Annotated in this window: 16 protein-coding genes; 9 read left to right on the forward strand and 7 right to left on the reverse strand. The window is 50.5% G+C overall.

Going from position 1 to position 21438, the window contains the following annotated elements; all coding sequences use genetic code 11:
- Positions 1 to 107: 107 nt before the first annotated feature.
- The 6 genes from ACINK7_RS13215 to ACINK7_RS13240 form a co-directional block, all read right to left on the reverse strand.
- The gene (locus tag ACINK7_RS13215) at positions 108 to 3719 is read right to left on the reverse strand and encodes a hydantoinase B/oxoprolinase family protein (protein WP_404355801.1); all 3612 of its coding nucleotides are present in this window, start codon (positions 3717 to 3719) and stop codon (positions 108 to 110) included.
- Entirely contained in the window at positions 3712 to 4443 is a 732-nt protein-coding gene (locus ACINK7_RS13220) for an S-adenosyl-l-methionine hydroxide adenosyltransferase family protein (RefSeq protein ID WP_404355803.1), read from the reverse strand. The genes ACINK7_RS13215 and ACINK7_RS13220 overlap by 8 nt, the downstream gene beginning before the upstream one ends.
- Entirely contained in the window at positions 4444 to 5304 is an 861-nt protein-coding gene (ttcA, locus tag ACINK7_RS13225) for a tRNA 2-thiocytidine(32) synthetase TtcA (protein WP_404355805.1), read from the reverse strand.
- Between the two features lie 227 nt (positions 5305 to 5531).
- Positions 5532 to 6752, reverse strand: a complete 1221-nt coding sequence (gene fabB / locus ACINK7_RS13230; RefSeq protein WP_404355807.1) for a beta-ketoacyl-ACP synthase I — start codon at positions 6750 to 6752, stop codon at positions 5532 to 5534.
- A 31-nt stretch (positions 6753 to 6783) separates the two neighbouring features.
- A complete protein-coding gene (fabA, locus tag ACINK7_RS13235; protein ID WP_404355808.1) occupies positions 6784 to 7299 on the reverse strand; it encodes a 3-hydroxyacyl-[acyl-carrier-protein] dehydratase FabA in 516 nt (171 codons plus the stop codon).
- A gap of 442 nt (positions 7300 to 7741) precedes the next feature.
- The gene (locus tag ACINK7_RS13240) at positions 7742 to 9646 is read right to left on the reverse strand and encodes a transglycosylase SLT domain-containing protein (protein WP_404355810.1); all 1905 of its coding nucleotides are present in this window, start codon (positions 9644 to 9646) and stop codon (positions 7742 to 7744) included.
- 73 nt (positions 9647 to 9719) lie between these two features.
- On the opposite strand from ACINK7_RS13240, the gene ACINK7_RS13245 reads away from it, so the two are divergent.
- From ACINK7_RS13245 to ACINK7_RS13275, 7 genes are all read left to right on the forward strand, one after another.
- A complete protein-coding gene (locus tag ACINK7_RS13245) occupies positions 9720 to 11519 on the forward strand; it encodes an ABC transporter ATP-binding protein (protein WP_404355812.1) in 1800 nt (599 codons plus the stop codon).
- A gap of 123 nt (positions 11520 to 11642) precedes the next feature.
- Positions 11643 to 12485, forward strand: coding sequence for a PHP domain-containing protein (locus ACINK7_RS13250; RefSeq protein WP_404355814.1), 843 nt, complete (start codon positions 11643 to 11645; stop codon positions 12483 to 12485).
- A 671-nt stretch (positions 12486 to 13156) separates the two neighbouring features.
- Positions 13157 to 14590, forward strand: coding sequence for a glutamate--cysteine ligase (locus ACINK7_RS13255; RefSeq protein ID WP_404355816.1), 1434 nt, complete (start codon positions 13157 to 13159; stop codon positions 14588 to 14590).
- 35 nt (positions 14591 to 14625) lie between these two features.
- Positions 14626 to 15633 carry a M14 family metallopeptidase gene (locus ACINK7_RS13260; protein ID WP_404355817.1) on the forward strand — a complete coding sequence of 336 codons (1008 nt, stop codon included), beginning with the start codon at positions 14626 to 14628 and terminating at the stop codon, positions 15631 to 15633.
- On the forward strand, positions 15621 to 16058 hold the full coding sequence (locus ACINK7_RS13265) for a YcgN family cysteine cluster protein (protein WP_404361453.1): 438 nt from the start codon (positions 15621 to 15623) through the stop codon (positions 16056 to 16058). The genes ACINK7_RS13260 and ACINK7_RS13265 overlap by 13 nt, the downstream gene beginning before the upstream one ends.
- A 279-nt stretch (positions 16059 to 16337) precedes the next feature.
- On the forward strand, positions 16338 to 17102 hold the full coding sequence (locus tag ACINK7_RS13270) for an exodeoxyribonuclease III (RefSeq protein ID WP_404355819.1): 765 nt from the start codon (positions 16338 to 16340) through the stop codon (positions 17100 to 17102).
- 2 nt (positions 17103 to 17104) lie between these two features.
- On the forward strand, positions 17105 to 17734 hold the full coding sequence (locus ACINK7_RS13275) for a uracil-DNA glycosylase family protein (protein WP_404355821.1): 630 nt from the start codon (positions 17105 to 17107) through the stop codon (positions 17732 to 17734).
- Between the two features lie 161 nt (positions 17735 to 17895).
- Here ACINK7_RS13275 and ACINK7_RS13280 read toward each other — a convergent pair whose 3' ends face one another.
- Positions 17896 to 18126 (reverse strand): sulfurtransferase TusA family protein, encoded by a 231-nt coding sequence (locus ACINK7_RS13280; protein ID WP_404355822.1) that lies wholly within the window; start codon positions 18124 to 18126, stop codon positions 17896 to 17898.
- Between the two features lie 241 nt (positions 18127 to 18367).
- Here ACINK7_RS13280 and cysG point away from each other — a divergent pair, with 241 nt between their 5' ends.
- Together cysG and ACINK7_RS13290 are read left to right on the forward strand one after the other, a co-directional pair.
- Positions 18368 to 19771 carry a siroheme synthase CysG gene (gene cysG, locus ACINK7_RS13285; protein ID WP_404355824.1) on the forward strand — a complete coding sequence of 468 codons (1404 nt, stop codon included), beginning with the start codon at positions 18368 to 18370 and terminating at the stop codon, positions 19769 to 19771.
- Positions 19722 to 20729 carry a WD40 repeat domain-containing protein gene (locus ACINK7_RS13290; RefSeq protein ID WP_404355826.1) on the forward strand — a complete coding sequence of 336 codons (1008 nt, stop codon included), beginning with the start codon at positions 19722 to 19724 and terminating at the stop codon, positions 20727 to 20729. The genes cysG and ACINK7_RS13290 overlap by 50 nt, the downstream gene beginning before the upstream one ends.
- Positions 20730 to 21438 lie beyond the last annotated feature (709 nt).

Genomic DNA, 21438 nt, shown 5'->3' on the forward strand with positions numbered 1-21438 from the left:
CGGATCGAATTTATTATTCAAGTTTTTTTTCTATTTTTTCGCCCTTCTCTTAAAGGATTTCTTTTAATCGAAGCCGTTAAGACTCCTTCTGTTGGCCTCACAATCCCTTAAACCAGTTTACTGCCGTAAGCTCCGCCGCCGGGCGTTTCGATTTGCAGCACGTCTCCGGCTTGCATTTCGACTTGGGCGCAACCGTCTAAAGACTCGACGGCCCCGCTTGCCCGCCATACGCTATTTTTGCCGACTGCGCCGGGCTCACCGCCGTGCAGTCCGAATGGGGCGGTTGTGCGGTGGCTCGATAGAATGTTGACGCTCATCGGTTCGAGAAATTTTATTCTGCGAACGACCCCATCGCCGCCCTTGAACACGCCCTTGCCGCCGCTGCCTTGACGTATCGAAAATGTTTCGAGCAGGACCGGAAAACGCCATTCGAGCACTTCCGGGTCGGTAATGCGCGAATTGGTCATGTGCGTGTGTACCGCACTACATCCGTTGAAACCGTTGCCGGCACCGGCGCCGCCGCAAATCGTTTCATAATATTGATAACGCTGACTGCCGAAGGTTAGATTGTTCATCGTGCCTTGCGATCCGGCCAATACGCCTAATGCACCGTACAAGGCATCGACGATGATTTGCGAGGTCTCGACATTGCCGGCGACGACCGCGGCCGGATACTTCGGATTAAGCATCGATCCTTCCGGAATGACGATATCGAGCGGCTTGAGACAGCCGGCATTGAGCGGAATATCGTCTTGCACCAAGGTTCTGAATACATACAATACAGCTGCCTTGCAGACCGCCGACGGCGCGTTGAAATTACCGGACTGTTGTGGCGAGGTACCGCTGAAATCGATGCGTGCGCGCTGGTGTTCGCGGTCGACACTTACGCGCACGGCGATTTCAGCGCCGTCGTCGAGTGCATAACGAAAATGCCCATCCGGCAGATTTGCCAAAATCTTGCGCACCGACGCCTCGGCATTATCCTGCACGAAACGCATATAGGCTTGCACAACCACCAATGAATAATGCTTGATCATTTTATGCAGTTCTTGAGCGCCTTTTTCATTCGCGGCGACCTGAGCCTGAAAATCGGCAATATTCTGCTCGGGATTGCGTACGGGATAGTCTCCCGACAGTAGCCAATCCCTCAGAGCCTCCTCGTTGAAACGGCCTTGTTCGACGATTTTAATCCCCGAAGTCAACACGCCCTCTTCCTCGATCTTGCGGCTATGCGAAGGCATCGAACCCGGCGTGATGCCTCCGATATCGGCATGATGACCGCGCGATGCCGTAAAAAAAAGCAACCGCTCCCGATCGAAAACCGGCGTGATGATCGTGATGTCGGGTAGATGCGTGCCGCCTCGATAAGGCGAATTGACGAGAAAGACATCGCCGGGCGCCATCGTAAAATCTCGGTTTTGCAACAAACATTTGACGGTTTCGCCCATCGAACCCAGATGTACCGGAATATGCGGCGCGTTTGCAATCAACTCGCCTTGCGCATCGAACAGCGCACATGAAAAATCCAGCCTTTCCTTGATATTGACCGAGTGCGCGGTGTTTTGCAACACGAAACCCATTTGCTCGGCGATCGAGATGAATAATTTGTTGAAGATTTCCAACATGACCGGATCGGGCGATGCCTCGGTCGTCAATGCGCTATGTTCACTGTCCCGTTGGCGCGATAGAATCAGGTTGTGCACCGGGTCGACTGTCGCCTGCCACTCCGGATCGATCACAAGGGTCGAGGTCGGCTCGATGACGATGGCCGGCCCGTCGATAATCCTGTCCGGATTTAATTGTTCGCGCCGATAGACGGGCGTTTGCCAATGCCGTCCACGGAAAAAAACCGATTCGGTCGTCAGCGGCGCGATATCTTCGAAATCACCCACCTCTGCCGGTATCGACGCGTCTTGCCCGCTGAGCCCGATGACTTCGACGGCCAACGATTCGATGATGATCGGCTTGTCGGCATAGGTAAACCCGAATTGGCGCAAGTATTGCCGTTCGAAATCGGCCTGCATGACCGACTGTTCGGCAAATTCGACCGCCAACGCGGTATCGGTGCCTTGGTAGCGTAAAAACAGGCGGCGAACCGCTTCGATGCGACTCTCTTTGACGCCTTGCGCGGCAATCTCGGCATGCCCTTCGCGCGCCAACGCATCGAATTCAAGCGGTAAATCGTCCAGGGAAACCTGATTCCAATGCCGTTCCAAGGCTTTTTGCCGAACAGTGCGCAAGTCGGCCAGACCCATGCCGTAGGCCGACAAGACGCCCGCGAACGGATGCAGAATGATGTGCCGCATACCCAAACGATCGGCCACCGCGCAGGCATGCTGTCCCGCCGCCGCGCCGTAACAGCACAAAGCATATTCGGAAACGTCGTAGCCTTTTTGCACCGAGATGGTCTTGATGGCTGCCGCCATGTTTTCGACCGCGATATCGAGAAAACCTTCGGCGACTTGTTCGTGACGTCGATCATCGCCGGTCGCCTCTTGTATGCGCTGCGAAAGTTCGGCGAACAAAACTCCAACCCGGTTCCGATCGAGCGGCAAATTGCCTTCTGCGCCGAAAACGGCCGGAAACAGCGGCAATTTCCCCAGCATGATATTCGCATCGGTCACGGTCAACGGACCGCCTCGCCGGTAGCCGGCCGGACCCGGATTCGCGCCGGCCGAATCGGGACCGACCCGGTAGCGCATGCCGTCGAAATGCAGAATCGAGCCGCCGCCCGCCGCGACGGTATGTATTGCCATCATCGGCACGCGCATCCTGACGCCTGCGACTTCGGTTTCGAAGCGACGCTCGTATTCGCCCGCAAAATGCGCGACATCGGTCGAGGTGCCGCCCATGTCGAACGCGATGATTTTGTCGAAACCGGCCTGTTGCGCGACCGCGACCGCACCGACGATACCGCCGGCCGGGCCCGATAAAATACAGTCGCGGCCTCGGAAACGCTTGGCATCGGTCAAGCCGCCGTTCGATTGCATGAACATCAAGCGAACTTCATCCGAGCGCTCGCCGCCCAAACCCGAGGCAACCTGATCGACATAGCGCTGCAACATCGGCGATAAATAGGCATCGACGACGGTCGTATCGCCGCGCCCGACGATCTTCATTAAAGGACTGACCTGATGCGAAATGGAGATTTGCGTGAAGCCGACTCGTTCGGCGATTTTTTGCAAACGCAGTTCATGCGCCGGATAGCGCCAGGCATGCAGCAATACCACCGCGATCGCGCGCAAACCTTGGTCGTAAAGCGTTTGTAATTGCCGTTCGGCAAGCTGTTCGTCCAGAGCTTTCAGCACCTTGCCTCGTGCGTCGATGCGCTCGTCGATTTCAACGACGGTTCGATAAAGCTGCTCGGGCAGTTGGATATTCAACGCGAAGATATCGGGTCGGTTCTGGTAAGCGATGCGCAGACAATCCTTGAAGCCTTTTGTGATTATTAGCGCGACGGGTTCGCCTTTGCGTTCGAGCAAGGCATTGGTGCCGACCGTCGTGCCCATTTTGACAAGTTCGACGGCATCCGCCAGCGGCTCTGCTGGCCCCGCATTCAGGATATCGCGTATGCCTTGCAGCGCGGCATCCCGGTAACGTTCCGGGTTATCCGATAGTAATTTATGCATCAGCAGGCGTCCGTCCGGATTTTTCGCGACAACGTCGGTAAACGTACCGCCCCGGTCTATCCAAAATTGCCAGCGTTTGACATCATTCATAAGCAACCTTCAAGCCGATCCGAAGACCCAATTGCCGTTCGGCATGGCCTTGATTGACGGCGATTTCGACCAAGCCGCATGAATTGCAATACCAAAACGGCTCACCTACCGAGGCTTCGCTGAAGGTGCCGGCTTGCTCGAGCCTGCGTCCGTCGACCATTAATATCCGTCCATCCAGTTCGGAACGGTAACGCAGGCCGGTAAAGGCATTGCCGTAGCCGTCGAAATAAATAATTTCGGCCAGATCTTCAGGCCAATCGGCGATATCGACATGGTAAGGTTTTAAATCGTCTGCCGCTTGAGCTAGGGCGAGGCGCGCCGCGACCGGCGCGAACAAATCGCGGCCGTGAAAACTCATCGAGCAAATTTCGGGACGCCAGACGATTTCGAACCAATCGCAGCGTTCGGCATGCTTGGCGACGATATTCAACAAGCCGTTATCCGGGCCGACGAATGTTTGTCCATCCGCCTGCAATACCAAGGGTTTACGCGCCCCGCCGACACCGGGATCGACGACGCAGAGAAAAACCGAATCTTGCGGGAACTGTTGCCGCAGTGCGGCCAATAGATAGGCCGCAGCTCGCGGATTGCCGCACGGCGCATTACTGACGAGGTGAATGACGGGATGGGACGGCGCAAGCTGGCGAAGCACGATTTCGACCTGCCCGAGATAAGGGCCAGCCGGCCCGAAATCGGTGAACAGTGCGATAGCTGCGCCGGTCATTCACATTGCCAAGACCGACAAACCGGCGTCAACATCGATCGCTTCGCATCCGTTTAGCGGGCTCGGGTTGGCTTTGAGTCCGGCGAAATCGAATAGTTTTGTGTCGGCCAATTGCGATGGCGCGACGTTTTGTAGACTCGTGAAAATTGTCTCCAAACGGCCGGGAAATTGTTTGTCCCAAGTTTTCAACATTACTTTCATCGCCTGACGTTGCAGGTTTTCCTGCGAGCCGCACAGATTGCACGGAATGATCGGATAATCGCGGAACGCGGCGAAGCGTTGTATTTCTTTTTCGCGGCAATAGGCGAGCGGCCGGATCACGATGTTCTTCTTATCGTCGCTGAGCAGCTTCGGCGGCATCGCCTTTAGTTTGCCGCCGTAAAAAATATTCAGGAAAAAAGTTTCCAAAATATCATCGCGGTGATGGCCTAAGGCTATCTTGGTAATGCCGTTCGCCTCGGCAAAACCGTATAAGGTACCGCGCCGCAATCTCGAACACAGACCGCAGGTGGTTTGACCTTCGGGAATCACACGCTTGACCACGCTGTAGGTGTCTTTCTCGATGATATGGTAAGGAACGCCGAGGGATTCGAGGTATTCGGGCAAGACATGCTCGGGAAAACCCGGTTGCTTCTGATCCAGATTGACCGCCAGCAGTTCGAACTTGACCGGCGCGGTTTTTTGCAGATTCATCAAGATGTCCAGCATCGTGAACGAATCCTTGCCGCCGGACAGGCAAACCATGATTTTATCGCCATCCTCGATCATGTTGTAATCGGCGATCGCATCGCCGACCGCATGACGCAAACGTTTCTGCAGTTTGTTGAATTGGGTTCGGGATTTTTGAATCGGATGAGTCATACGAAATAAATTATAGGCTACGCATCGCGTACCCTTTTCGGGGCGCGGAAAATACTTTCTGGTTTTCTAGTTCCCACGCTGGAGCGGTGGGAACGAGGAATGACCTATGCATGAATACTCTCAAAGCCTCTGGCGCGATGGGAACCCTGAATCGCTTGCAAAGGTGCGCGATGCGCACCCTACGGAAAGAAGGTTCCCGCGCTAAGTCCGTGGGAACTTGACAAATATCAACCGTTATAACGCTGGAATATCAAAGTCGCGTTGGTGCCCCCGAAACCGAAACTATTCGACATGATCGTGTTCAGTGTGACGTTGTCCTTAAATTCACGCACGATAGGAATATCGGTTGCATCGGGGTCGAGTTCGGTAATATTGGCCGAAGCGCTCAAAAAACCTTCTTCCATCATCAACAATGAATAAATCGCCTCATTGACGCCGGCCGCGCCCAGTGCATGACCGGTCAGCGACTTGGTTGAACTCACCTGCGGCACTTTGCCTTGCCCGAATACGGCTCGCAACGCTTCGAGCTCTTTGGTATCGCCGACCGGCGTGCTGGTGCCGTGCGCATTGATATAATCGATCTTCGCATCGACAGTCGCCATTGCCTGCTGCATACAGCGGATAGCACCCTCGCCGGAAGGCTGCACCATGTCGTAACCATCCGAAGTCGCACCGTAACCGGTTAATTCGGCATAGATTTTAGCGCCACGCGCCTTGGCATGCTCGAGTTCTTCGATCACTAACACGCCGCCGCCGCCGGAGATCACGAAGCCGTCGCGCGTTGCATCATAAGGGCGTGATGCAGTTTCGGGAGCATCGTTATATTTCGACGACAACGCGCCCATGGCATCGAATAATAGCGACATCGTCCAATGCACCTCTTCGCCGCCGCCGGCGAATACGACATCCTGCTTACCCATTTGAATCAGTTCCATTGCATGACCGATGCAGTGCGCGCTGGTCGCACAGGCCGAACTGATCGAATAATTGACGCCTTTAATCTTGAACGGCGTGGCCAAACAGGCGGTGTTCGTACTCGACATCGTTCTCGGCACCATGTAAGGACCGACTTTTTTAATGCCTTTTTCGCGCAAAATATCGGCAGCATCGACCAAATTCGATGTCGACGGGCCGCCGGACCCCATGACTAATCCCGTTCTGAAATTAGAGATTTCAGACTCCTCAAGCCCCGAATCCTCGATCGCCTGTTGCATCGCAACATAATTGAACGCGGCGCCGTCGCCCATGAAACGTTTAATTTTTCGATCTATGAATTCATTAAGATCGATATTAATCGCGCCGCGCACATGGCTTCTAAAACCAAGCTCTTGATAATCATTGGCAAACGAAATTCCGGAACGACCTTGTTTCAAGGAATCGACTACCTCTATACGATTATTTCCGATGCTGGAAACAATACCTAAACCGGTCACTACGACTTTTTTCATCAACTACGCCCCCAAACCATCAATTACGCCCCTAAAAATCTTCTGTTGAAGTAAACAAACCCACTCGCAAATCGGTCGCTTCGTATATTTCCTTACCATCGACTTCCATCGTGGCATCGGCAATGCCCATGACTAATTTTCGCATAATCACTCTTTTCAAATGAATACGATATGTCACTTTTTTTGCGGTGGGACGAACTTGACCTGTAAATTTAACTTCGCCGACCCCCAATGCACGGCCTTTACCGGGCCCGCCCATCCAGCATAAATAAAACCCGACCAATTGCCACATTGCATCCAAACCGAGACATCCCGGCATCACCGGGTCGCCTTGAAAATGGCATTCGAAAAACCACAAATCGGGTTTAATATCCAATTCAGCAATGATTTCACCTTTACCATACTTACCTCCTTCGTCGGAAATATGAGTGATGCGATCCATCATTAACATATTCGGTAATGGTAATTGCGCATTTTCCGGCCCGTACAACTCCCCCCTGCCGGACATTAATAATTCTTCGCGCGTAAAACTATGCTGCTTCCCCATTATTAGTACCTAAGCTAAATTTTTATTAAACGGTGTATTATCCATTAGATAACAAAAAAAATCAGCTCAATTTTCATCCGAAATGGCGATAAGGAACGAGCATGAAATAACTTCGACGACTGTTAGAAGGGGGTTCGGTGGTTCGATTGACAGGTGTCGGCGGCAGGAATAGCCACCGTCAAGCCTACATAGACGTATTCACCCAGCACCTAAATCCAGCACCTAAATTCCATAGTCCATTAGCTATGTTTAATATTATGGCTAATTTAGGTGCTGGATGAATTCCATAGCTCATTGGCTATGGTTAACTATCTTGGATAATTTAGGTGCTGGGTTCACGGCGTCCTATCAAGCGAGTTACCGAACCGCCCCAAAGCCTACTACTTGTATAAGTTATTTTGTGCATATTCCTAAGGAACATTGTCAATACTTCCCGACAACATCAACCGGGCTGCACATCTTTCATGACATCGCCGAGCCGAATCGAATCTCGTTCCATCATAAGCTGATAAATCATCGCATAACCTAAAACCGCAGCGACATATTCTCGGGTTTCCTTAAACGGGATCGTTTCCATCCAAATATCGGCCGGTAAAGGATGATGCCTCGGTAACCATCGATCGACTCTTCCCGGACCGGCGTTATAAGCGGCTGCGGCAAGGGCAAAATGACCGCCGAAACGGTCGAGCATTTGCTTGTAATAATGCGTACCGTACTTAACATTTACATTAGGCTGATACAAGCTATTTTCCGATTGCCATGTTTCATTGAGTTTTCGCGCGATTTGCCGACCGGTTTGCGGCATGATTTGCATCAAACCGCGCGCGCCGGCCGGCGACCTTGCCTTAGGATCGAAAACGCTCTCCCGACGTATCAGCCCCAATACAATAGCCGGGTCTAAGGCCTGTTGTCTTGCCTGTTTTTTAATGTCGCCGAGATAATCGAGCGGAAAGCGCAAGCTTACATCGTCCCAATATTCCGCTTTCGCAATCGTAAATACCGCGGTCTGCGTCCAGCCCCACTGCTGCGCTAATTTGGCGGCAACTAGAATTTGCTCCTTATCAAGCCTATTCAGCAAATACCACCATTGCCGAAGTCCTTCCTGCTCTCGACCTACTGACTTCAGTTCGGCAACGAGACTCACGGCAGGCATCCGTTCAAAACTTGCCAATTGCTCCGATGTCAATGCCAGAGGGCGATCGGAGAGCATCGGTGGCTTATTCAGAGTTTCCGCCGCGATAAACCCGAACAAACTGCGATCGCTTGCCAATGCTTCGAATACCTTGCTGCCTCGCTCGCGTTGCCCGGCTTCATTCAACGCGCGGGCCAACCAATATTGCCAACGGGGTTGGTTTTTTTCCTGTTCGCTTAAACCGCTCAAAGCTTCAATGACATGAGTCCAGTTTTGTTCGAGCAAGGCCGCTCTAACCCGCCATTCCCTAGCCGCAGCATCGGCATTGTTAACCCTACTCAATCGGTCATAAGCTCCCGGCCTTCTCTCAAAAGCCAGTGATAGGCCTAACTTACGTTCGACTTTATCGATAGTCTCGACCGACATTCGATAACGACCTTTATTGCCGTCCCAAACACTCAACGCCGCATCCAAACCGGAATCGGCCAAGCGCTCGATGCCGTAAGCGAAAATAGATCCAAGCATTCGATAATCTTTTTGCCATTCGGACGACTGCTCGACTATTCGAGGCGACTGATGCACCTTGAGCCAAAAGTCGGCCACTGACTGCTCGTTCGGACCGAGCAATTTTTTAATATATTGGGCCAAGGAAACCCTGTTGTTTCTCAAGGCCAGCTCGAATCTCCGCCAAATCATGTCTTGCGTTAATTGACCCGAAGCCATCAATTCGTTTAATAGAGCATCACAAGCTTTTGGCTGCGAATAACCGACCGTCCAAAGTTTTTTGGCTTCGATCAATGCGTCATCCCGAAACCCGGTTTTTAATCTGGCCCATTGATAATGACATGCTAACTCGGCATTGCCAGTCGGCCGATAATGCTCAACCAATGCCTGCCACCGCTTGCCGTCCGCCAAATACTTCAACCAATCGCGTCTCAACAACGCCGAATAGCGCATGTCTGAATAATCGTTCAAATAACGTTTAATCTCTCTATCGCGGTCCAAATTATTTTTAAGCCATTGATACTTTAGCAACGGATATAAGGGATAATCGCTGAGCGTTTCGGCATTTTCAGGAAAAGCACCGCGATTCATTGACGCAATTTGTTTCTCGGCATTCAAAAATGCCTGACGCCGATCGTCGATATTCATTGCCGATGCGACTGAAAACGGGCTGAACAGCCCTATCAGGCAAATAATTAATTGAACATTCATTGGGTTTAGGGTTTTTAAAAAATACGACACGGCTTATAATTTTATTTATTTATCTCAGTTAACGCGGCGGAACGTGCATAGTAAAAAGCTCATTCAAAAACCATCACTATACACTTGGAATTATATTTATCGCATCGCGCTGCTGCATAAAAAAGAATTGCTTGTTGCCCATATCATAGCGATTCTGGGAACGATTGCCAGTGTTCCTGTACCTTTACTAATGCCGCTACTAGTCGACGAAGTGCTGCTCGACAAGCCAGGCCTAGTCATCGCCACGATAAATCGTTTCACACCCGAAGCCTGGCAAGGCCCCATTCTCTATATCCTAACGATTCTACTGCTCAGCCTATTGCTGCGCATTATCTCGATCCTGTTTCACATCATACAAGGCAAACAATTCACCTGCATTGCCAAGGATATCGTTTTTAGAATTCGACGTAACCTGATCGACCGCCTGCAGACCATATCGATGTCCGAATACGAAAGCTTGGGCGCCGGCACGGTCGTCACGCACTTGGTTACAGATCTCGATACGATCGACAGCTTTATCGGCACCACGATCAGCCGCTTATTGGTTGCCATGCTGACCATTGTCGGCACAGCAACCATTTTGCTATGGATGCATTGGCAATTGGGTCTCTTTATTTTGCTGTTGAACCCTATCGTTATCTATTTCACGCGCGCGGTCGGTTCCAGAGTAAAAGACCTCAAATCGAAAGAAAATGCTTCTTACGGAGTCTTTCAGCAAGCCTTGACCGAAACGCTCGAAGCGATTCATCAAATCAGAGCGAGCAACCGAGAGAAACATTATTGCCTACAACTGATCGACGCAGCGCGCTCGGTCAAAGACTATTCGACCGCCTTTGCCTGGAAAAGCGATGCGGCAACCCGCTTGAGTTTTTTGATTTTTTTATTCGGGTTCGACATATTCCGCGCACTGGCAATGCTGATGGTGTTTTATTCCGACCTCAGTATCGGCCAAATGCTTGCGGTATTCGGTTATCTTTGGTTCATGATGGCGCCGGTTCAGGAAATTTTGGGCATCCAATATGCCTTTTATGCCGCTAAAGGCGCGTTGAATCGAATCAATAAACTCAACGCGCTGCAACAAGAGCCGCATTATCCGCATATTAAAAACCCTTTTAGCCATAAAAAAACCGTCTCGATCCGCGTCGAAAATCTGAATTTCGGTTATAGCGACGAAAAGGTCTTGAACAACATTAAACTCACCATACCTGCAGGCGAAAAAGTCGCTTTGGTCGGAGCCAGCGGCGGCGGCAAATCGACTCTGGTGCAAACCCTAATCGGCCTCTACACGCCCGATAGCGGCACCATTTATTACGACGAGGTCCCGGTCGAACAGATTGGACTCGAAGTTATCCGTGAGCATGTCGTCACGGTATTGCAGCATCCGATTTTGTTTAATGACACGATTCGAACGAATCTGACACTTGGCAAACCGGTCGATGATCGTGAACTCTGGAAAGCCCTTGAGATTGCTCAATTGAAAAGCGCTATCGACGAATTGCCCAAGGGACTTGACACCATCGTCGGCCGGCAAGGCATGCGCCTGTCGGGCGGACAGCGGCAAAGAATGGCGATCGCCCGCATGATCGTCGCAAATCCGAAAGTCGTGATACTCGACGAAGCCACCTCGGCTCTCGATTCCGAAACCGAACACAAACTGCATCAAGCCATGGCCCAATTTCTCGAAGGCCGAACGACGATCATTATTGCCCACCGCCTGAGCGCCGTTAAACAAGCCGATCATGTCTATGTATTCGAGGAAGGCGGCATCTGCGAACAAGGCCGCCATGAAACCTTAATCGCACAAAAAGGTCTCTATGCAAAACTCTACGGTGAATATCAATGAAAGAGCAGGCGAAAGACGAAAGAGAAAAGATGAATACACTAAGGTCATCTTTCGTCCTTCATCTTTCATCTTTCATCTGTTACCTTTCATCTTTTACCTTTCATCTTTCGTCTTAATTCAACCATGCCAGAAAACTACGACCTCCACAGCCACTCCACCGCCTCGGACGGCGCATTATCGCCTAGCGAACTGATTCAGAGAGCCAAGGAGCAAGGTGTCACCTGCCTCGCATTGACCGACCATGACACGACCGATGGGCTCGCCGAAGCCAAGCAAGCGGCAAACGTAGCCGGTATCGATCTAGTTTCAGGCATCGAGCTATCAACCTCTTGGCATAAACACTGCCTACACATCGTCGGCTTGAATATCGATCCCGAAAGCCCCCACCTGAAAGAAGGCATACACAAACTGCAAGCGCTACGCGGCCAACGTGCCGAACAAATTGCCGGGAAACTGGAAAAAAAACGTATTTTCGGAGCGCTCGAAGCGGTTAAGGCGGCCGCAGGCGACGGCATGATCACGCGCACCCATTTTGCCGATTTTTTGTTATCGGAGGGCCATGTCACGACGCAGCAAGAAGCGTTCGACCGATACATCGGCCAAGGTAAACCCGCCTTCGTCTCGACCGAATGGGCCGGACTCGAAGAAGCCATCGGCTGGATCAAGGAATCGGGCGGCATCGCGGTATTAGCGCACCCGATGCGTTACAAACTCACCGCTTCCTGGATGAAACGTTTATTAGCCGCGTTCAAAGAAGCCGGCGGCGACGCGATCGAAGTGGTCTGCGGTCGCAACGACCCGGCCGAAATTCAAACCTCGATGCAATACGCGCAAAAATTCGATCTGGCCGGCTCGAAAGGTTCGGATTTTCACAATCCGAAATACGTCTGGGTGGAACTCGGGCGCTTAAAGCCATTACCCGAACGCATAAAACCCGTTTGGGATTTATTCGAAGCGCACGCCTAAATATTGGTTATGTATGCGCTACTCCCTTTATACTCAAAAATTAGTTATCTTTGTGAAGGTATGGGGTGTGGCTAGCGAGGATGTCGGCAGCAGGGCAGATTTTTGCTCCTGCAAAATCTGCATTCACGCCATCCTTGGCGTTCGAGCGCTGCCGTCAAGCCCCCATGGATGGGTTTACCCAGCACCTAAATTCCATAGTCCATTGGCTATGGTTAACTATCTGGGATAATTTAGGTGCTGGGTGAACGGCGGTCCTCGATAGACACATCCCATACCTTTTATTCTTAGACGGTTTTTCAATCAAAAGGGAGTAATAATTGAAAAAACCATGCCTTTTCAAAAGCGCTTAAAATTCAAGGCGCGTCGTAGGGTACGCTTCGCGTACCTTTTTTAGGCAGGACAACTCCTGAAGACTTGCGAAATGGTACGTGGTGCTTTCTTCACGCGGGCGGGTTATTCAACCCGCTCCGAACGTTTTGCTTTGGCCACGGTCGAAACGTTTAGGACGGAGTTGCAAACCCCGTCCTAACAAGTCGTCGAGCAACCACACCCTTTTCGAATCGTGTACTTTCGCAGTAAATAGGTACTTCGCGTGGTCACAAATACCACTATCGGTTGACGTGTTAAGCCGATTGAAATTAACATGACTCCAATTAAACCGGATAACAATTATGGGGCAGGAAATCTCAGCATCGCATTACGATTTGGGCGATTTCGACCGGTTCCATCGAAAATTGACTCAGGAAACTTTACTCCTCAGTAAATTATTCGATCGACAAGCCTTTTCGACCCGTCATCCGGTCGCAGGCTTCGAGATCGAAGCCTGGTTGGTCGACGATAACATGGTTCCCGCACCGATTAACGATCGCTTCCTGTCCGGCTTAAACGATCCTTTAGCCTGCGAGGAGTTGGCAAAATTCAATATCGAACTCAACAGCGTACCGACACCATTGGCCGGCAATCTCGGCAGCCGCCTTACCGAACAATTGCAAACAACCTGGAGTAAGGCGCGCCATCAGGCAGAAAACTGCAATGCTCACATCATCATGATAGGCACGCTTCCGACACTGAAACAAGCCGACCTTAACCTCGGCAATATGTCGGATCTCAATCGCTACCGCGCCCTAAACGAACAAATCCTGCATTCCCGGGGTAAACCGATACATCTCGATATCACCGGTATCGAACATCTGAAAACAGACCATTATGACGTAATGATGGAATCGGCAACGACCTCATTCCAAATCCACACGCAGGTGCCGCTTGCTATCGCGCATCATTTTTATAACGCATCGATTATCGCTTCGGCGCCGATGGTCGCGCTATGCGGCAATGCCCCGTATTTGTTCGGTAAAAATCTTTGGCACGAATCGCGAATTCCACTGTTCGAGCAAGCCATCGAAACGGGCGGCTATGCCGGTGCTGCGCAAGGACCGGTCAAACGGGTCAGCTTCGGAACCGGTTACGCTAGAAAAACGATCCTAGAATGCTTTCAAGAAAACTTAGATCATTTCCCAATCTTACTGCCCGAAGACTTAGGCCCCGTCTCGGAAATTTTCGAGCATTTAAAATTGCATAACGGAACAATTTGGCGTTGGAACAGACCGTTGATCGGTTTCGACGACGACGGCACCCCGCATATCCGCATCGAACATCGAACACCCGCAGCCGGACCGACCGTGATCGACGCAATCGCCAATGCCTTATTTTTTTATGGATTGACCAAAAATCTATGCGATGAAATCATCGACAAAGGCATCACGGTTCCGTTTAGCCAAGCTAAAGATAATTTCTATCAAGCGGCACGATATGGTTTAGAAAGTCCGATCGCCTGGCTAGACGGCGTCAAACACCGCATGCAGTCATTATTCGTTGCCGAGCTCGTCGCACGCGCGGTCATGGGATTAAAATCTCTCGGCATCAGCCGCTGCGATATCGAAGACTTTCTAGGCATTGTGCAGCACCGTATTGCAACCAAGCAAACCGGTTCACAATGGCAACGCGACTTCATGACGAACAACCCGGACGACTTTACCGCGATGACCCGGCAATATCTCGTCAACCAAAACCGAGGCAAGCCGGTCAGCGAATGGCTATTAATTTAAACTCTATTTCAATGAATACTGCTCCATTAAATTCTGTGCAACTGAATCAACTCGACTATTTACCGGAAGGCCTATTAACGGCCTCCTCCGAAACCCTGCATGAGATACTGCCCAACCCGACGCTGATACATTTAATAGGAAAAGACCCGGCGCCCTTATTCATATCAGTGTTATTGCATGGCAATGAGCCGACCGGCTTACTCGCAGCACAGGCCTTACTAAAAAAATATAAAGACCGCGAACTGCCCCGTTCGGTATCGATATTTTTCGGTAATACGCAAGCCGCCCGACTCGGCTTGAGAAGACTCGACCGGCAACCCGATTTCAATCGCATCTGGCCCGGTAGCGAGTTACCGGACTGCCCTGAAATTCGAATGACCCAACAAGTTGTCGATACTATGCGGGCTAAAAACGTATTCGCGAGTATCGATATTCATAACAATACCGGATTGAATCCGCATTACGCCTGCGTCAATAAACTGGATGACAAATTTTTACAACTCGCATCGCTTTTCGGTCGGCTAATTGTTTATTTTACGCGACCGAAAGGTGTGCAATCGGCCGCCTTCGCCGAACTCTGCCCATCGGTAACCTTAGAATGCGGTAAACCGGATCAACTACACGGCATCGAGCATGCTTTCGAATTTCTCAATAGCTGTTTAAACTTGAGAGATTTCCCGGAACATCCGGTTTATCCGCAAGACATCGATCTTTATCATACGGTTGCACAAGTTAAAATCCCCAAATCCATAACCTTCAGCTTTCAAGAAACAAAATCCGACTTGCTGCTCAATAAAGATCTCGATCACATGAACTTTAATGAAATACCTGCAGGAACCGTTTGGGGATCCGTAGACGGCTTAAAAACTCTGCCGGTTCTTGCCTTGGACGACAATGCGCAAAATATTAGCGATCGATTCTTTAAGATTCAGGACGGCGAATTGCGCATCACGCGCAAAGCCATGCCATCAATGCTGACACTGGACGAAAAAGTCATCAAACAAGATTGTCTCTGTTATTTAATGGAAAGATTACACCCATGAGCTTCTGGAAAACCAAAAAGCTGATCGACATGAGCGTTCAGGAATGGGAATCGCTATGCGACGGCTGCGGCAAATGTTGTTTAAATAAATTGGAAGACGAAGACACCGGCGAGATCTATCTCACCAACGCCGTTTGCGACCTGATCGATCTAAACACTTGTCGTTGTACTCGTTACCAGGAAAGAACGCGGTTGGTACCCGACTGCGTCGATTTAAAACAATCGACGACATGGACCGCTTTCGATTGGATGCCGGAAACGTGTGCTTATCGGCTGCTGGCAATAGGCGAAGACCTACCCGATTGGCATCCCTTGGTTAGCGGCAATCCAGACAGCGTCAAAGAAGCCGGCATATCGATTTCAAGTTTTGCGATCAAAGAATCCGAAGTCGACGATCTGGAAGATCATGTGATCGATTGGCAGTAAACAGTTATTCTTCAAACATGTCCGATAACCCTAAATTCGGCAGTTTAATCAATAAGCACATGAATTCCGCTGCTGGATGCGGTTTGCAGCGTGTAGCCCGTATGCAGCGCAGCGGAATACGGGAATGGCGTGGCTCCGAGTTTTCTGGTTCCCACGGTCCTCCGTGGGAACCCCTACCTTGGCTGCAGAAGCAACATCGGTATGCATTCCCACGTGGGAGCGGTGGAAACGAGGAAAACATAGCTTTTTAAATTCATTATTCTTTCGGACTATTCATTCATGAAAATCATCTCTTGGAACGTCAACGGCATACGCGCAGTGATGGGCAAAGGCTTTGCCGAATCAATGGCTAAACTCGACGCGGACTGCATTCTGTTACAAGAAACCAAGGCACAGGACGACCAAGTCCAAACGGCCCTGGAAAGTATCGACAGTTATCACATTTATTCCAACTCGGCAGGACGAAAAGGTTATTCCGGCGTCGCGCTATTAACCAAGCAAGAGCCAATACAAATTCTGCAAGATATCGGCATCGACGAGCACGACCAAGAAGGCCGCGTCATCGCGGCCGAATTCGAAAATTTCATTCTGCTTAATGTCTATGTGCCCAATTCCGGAGAAAAACTGGTGCGCCTCGACTACCGGCAAATCTGGGATAAGGAATTGACGGCCTATTTTCAGCAACTCAATAGCCGAAAACCGTTAATCGCCTGCGGCGATTTCAATGTCGCGCATCAAGAAATCGACATCGCCCGCCCGAAAGCCAATTACAATAAATCGGCCGGCTATACCCAAGCCGAAATCGATGGCTTCAGCCGAATGTTGGAAGCAGGCTTCGTCGATACCTTCCGGCATTTACATCCGGACACTGTCGCCTACAGTTGGTGGAGTTACCGGGCCGGTGCGCGCGCAAAAAATATCGGTTGGCGGATCGATTATGTATTGACGAGCCAAACGTTGATCGGCAAAGTCAAAAACGCATTTATCGCGCCCGACATCTTCGGCTCGGATCATTGCCCGGTCGGCATCGAGATCGACCTTTAAGCATGACCTCATATCAAGTACGCGAACATCTAATGCGCGAGCATCGTTCGGCACTGGCCCAATGCAAGGAATGCCCGGAAATGACCGGGCCGGTCGTATCGGGCCGCCCGGTCTTGTCGCCAATATTGCTGATCGGCCAAGCCCCTGGGGACAAGGAAGGCGGTTTCGGCAAACCCTTTGCCTGGACAGCCGGAAAAACTTTATTCAAATGGTTCGAAAGCATCGGCCTAGATGAAACCGCATTTCGCCGGCGTGTTTATATGGCCGCAGTATGCCGCTGTTTTCCGGGAAAGAATCCCAAAGGCGGCGACCGTGTACCAAATAGGCAGGAAATAGAAAACTGCGCAAAATGGCTACAAGCCGAAATCGATTTATTGAAACCCGAATTAATCCTCCCGGTCGGCAAACTTGCCATCGCTCAGTTGATGCCGGTCAAAAGGCTCAACGACGTCGTCGGCGGCATTAACAGCGTAACCTTTCACGGCCACTGCACCGACGCAATTCCCCTACCCCATCCGTCCGGCGCCTCGACCTGGCACCGAACCGAACCGGGCATGGCCTTGTTAGAATCAGCCTTGCAGAAAATTGAAAGCCATTCGGCTTGGAGGAAAGTAGTGAGCAGTGAGCAGTGAGCAGTGAGCAGTGAGCAGTGAGCAGTGAGCAGTGAAATGGTGTAGCATTTCGACTACTTGTCAAACGCCGATTTCACCTTTCACCTTTCACCTTTCACCTTTCACCTTTCACCTTTCACCTTTCACCTTTCACCTTTCACCTTTCACCTTTCACCTTTCACCTATTTCTTCTTGATATAAAAAATCTGCTTATCTTCTTCTTTTAAATAATCAAGAATCCGGTGCCCGGTTTGATCGGAATAAACCCCGATATCCAAATGCGCGGCGGGGTCGGTTGCGATGACTTTGACCACATGGCCGCTCATCATTTGTTGCAGAGCCTTTTTCAAACGCAACAAGGGCAATGGACAATTTAGGCCGGAGGCATCGACTTCAATATCGTATTCAATCATGATTCAGTTTTAATTTTTAGTACAATCCGAGGAGTCGCTATAATATACTTCACACAGCCAAATTTGCGATTTTCTGTCGCGCTCTTTTGTCCGATAGCTACGTTACGAAAACAGTTACATAGCTTGCTATGCGCCTGTTTTCGCGCCTTGCTACCGAACAAAATAGCATTGTCATAAAAGACGCAAATACGGCCGTGCGAAGTATATCACTCTCGTCCCCATACGCGAATTGCCAAACCCAATGGACTATTTCCCAATTTTTTTCAAATTGACCGGTAAACCCTGCCTGGTCGTCGGGGCCGGAGAAGTTGCCGCCCGTAAAATCGACCTGCTCGCTAGAGCCGAAGCCGACATTACCGTCATCGCCGAAGACATCGGCGAAACGGTCGCCGCAATGGCTGAACGCTGCCAATTGACGATCAAACAAAAATCTTTTCAACCCGAAGACCTTGAAAACTTCATTTTGGTTGTGTCGGCAACTAACCGGCTCGAAACCAACCAACAGGTTTCAAAATCCGCACACGAACGCAACATACCGGTCAATGTCGTAGACAGCCCGCAGCTTTGCTCATTTATTTTTCCGGCCATTATCGACCGCTCGCCTCTGGTAGCCGCCGTATCGTCAGGCGGCGCCGCACCCGTTCTAGCCCGCCTGCTTCGCGCAAAAATAGAAACCTTGATTCCGTCAGGATACGGCCGCTTGGCACAACTCGCCGAGAAATTCAGACCGTTGGTGAAACAACAAATCGACTCTCCGTCTCTGCGTAAAATTTTCTGGGAAAACACCTTTCAAGGAGCGGTAGCGGAACTGGTGTTCGCCGGTAAGGACGAAGAAGCCGAACAACAACTGCTAAAATCCTTGCACGAACATCAAAACGCTAAACCCCAGGGAGAAGTCTATTTAATAGGCGCCGGCCCCGGCGACCCTGACTTACTCACATTTAAAGCCCTGCGCTTAATGCAACAAGCCGATGTTATCGTTTACGACCGCCTGGTCGCACCGGCCATTTTGGATCTTGCACGCCGCGACAGCACCAAAATTTATGTCGGCAAACAGCGTAGCGAGCATAGCCTGCCGCAAGACCGGATCAACGAATTGCTTGCCGATTTAGCCAAACAAGGCAAACGCGTGGCGCGAGTTAAGGGCGGCGACCCCTTCATCTTTGGGCGCGGCGGCGAGGAAATCGAAACCCTAATGGAACAAGGCATTCATTTCCAAGTCGTTCCCGGCATTACCGCTGCATCGGGTTGCGCATCCTATTCGGGCATTCCGTTGACGCACCGGGATCATGCGCAATCGGTTACCTTTGTCACCGGCCACTTGAAAGACGACACCGTAAACCTTAACTGGCAACAACTTGCAAAACCGAATCAAACGCTCGTCATTTACATGGGCTTGGTCGGCCTACCGATTATTTGCCGTTCACTGATCGAACACGGCGCCAGCGAAAACTTACCGGCCGCATTGATACAACAAGGCACAACCGATCGGCAGCGCGTGTTTGCCGGTTCATTGAGCACCCTGCCCGAGATTGCCGCAAAACAAGACATCACACCGCCAACATTAATTGTAATCGGCACTGTCGTCTCTTTGCATGAAAAACTTCAATGGTTTACCGGCAATCAAGCTGCAACCGTCTTATGAGAACACTAATATGATCATCCGGGTTATCCTGGCACTCTGGCTTGTCGCATTATCGATCGGGTGCGACCGAACGCCGAAAGCCGATAAAACGGTCGTCTTGGCTAATGACGGCATTTTTTCCGCCGATCTGACCGATCATTATGCGTTAATAGGAAGAACCTCGGGACCTGCGGAACTTTGGCAATTAAAACCCAGGGCGCTTTTGCATAGCTGGAAACACCTGGAAGACGAAAGCGGCATCGTCCATGCCTCGATTTCAGGAAACGAACGCTACGCCGTCACCGCGCAGCGCGACTCGATTGCCTGGTGGCGAATCGCCGACGGCGCGCTGCTGAATGTTTGGAGCCTGCCCGGAATCGGTTCGGTCAGCTTATCCCATGACGGCTTACACGCCTTGATCGGACTCCCGGATAAAGCCGTCTATTTTGCATTGAATCAAGGCCGAACGCTTTACGCCTTTGCGCACGATAAAGCCGTCTTAACTACTGCACTAGACCGAATCGGTCACTATGCATTAACCGGGTCGGAAGACAACACTGCAAAATTATGGGATTTAACCAACGGTACGCTCAAATACAGTTGGCCGCATCACAATAAATTGGCGACTGTAGCATTAAGCGATGACGGACAATATGCATTGACCAATGCGGCCTTGAGTCAAGTTCTTATTTGGAAAACATCAACCGGCAAAGTGTATAAAGACGTAGGCCCTAAACTGCTAACCTTATCTGCCGCGAGCTTCTCCCATGACGGTAAATACGTAGTTACCGGCCGCACCTCGCAGCGCATCGATCTTTGGCGAGTCAGTACCGGCAAACTCGAAAAACTTTGGCGCCCCAAAAAAGAAGACGCCTGGCGCCCTTCGGCCGCAACCATATTGTCTCTGAGCTTTACCGACAATGAATCGAAAATATGGAGCATCGCCGCCAACGGCTACCTCCAGCGCTGGAAAAAATAAGGCTGTGTTCGCGTTAATATAGTCATCGCACCCCAGACTTCGGCATTAGTATCTACTTGGCCTGGCTGCCCCGAAGCAAGATCGGTATGCATTCCCACGCAGGAGCGGTTGGAACGAGGAGTAAAACATCCCACCACCGGAAGCACTTCTCCCTGTAAATAATGACTCCGGTTCAGTTTATATTCAGCCGGAATAACAATAATACTCCTCAACAAAGCGATATTTTTCAATTGAAATGCCGAAGAAACAGCCCTGCTGACTTAAATCTTTAGCATGAATTGGACAAAATCCGTTCTTTGTTTCAAAACCATACTATTATCCTCCAGCCGAAGGCAATGGCTAACCGGAACAAGGAAGTACCGGAACTTTTTGTGTAACGCGTATTGTTTAATAAACTCATAGAGAATCAGTCAACTTTTTACGAGGCTCAAACCTATGATTTACGATTACCCGTACTCACTCCATTATCGGCGATCGAGTTTAATTTCGTTGTCTAGCTATGCGCATACATACGTCTTTATAAAACAACAATCTACAAATACATACTTTAAATACACCGAATAGTTACAGAAACGCAACCGCACTTACCCGGAACTCAAGCGAAGCATTTCAGGAAATAATCCTAATAAAACAAACAAATTGTATTTGAATTTTTACGTTAAATCCCCTATTCTTTGCGGCTTTAACTTTTAATCGAACCGTAACCGGG

Origin of the sequence: Methylotuvimicrobium sp. KM1, from assembly GCF_044788715.1 — a bacterium.
Classification (GTDB): domain Bacteria; phylum Pseudomonadota; class Gammaproteobacteria; order Methylococcales; family Methylomonadaceae; genus Methylotuvimicrobium.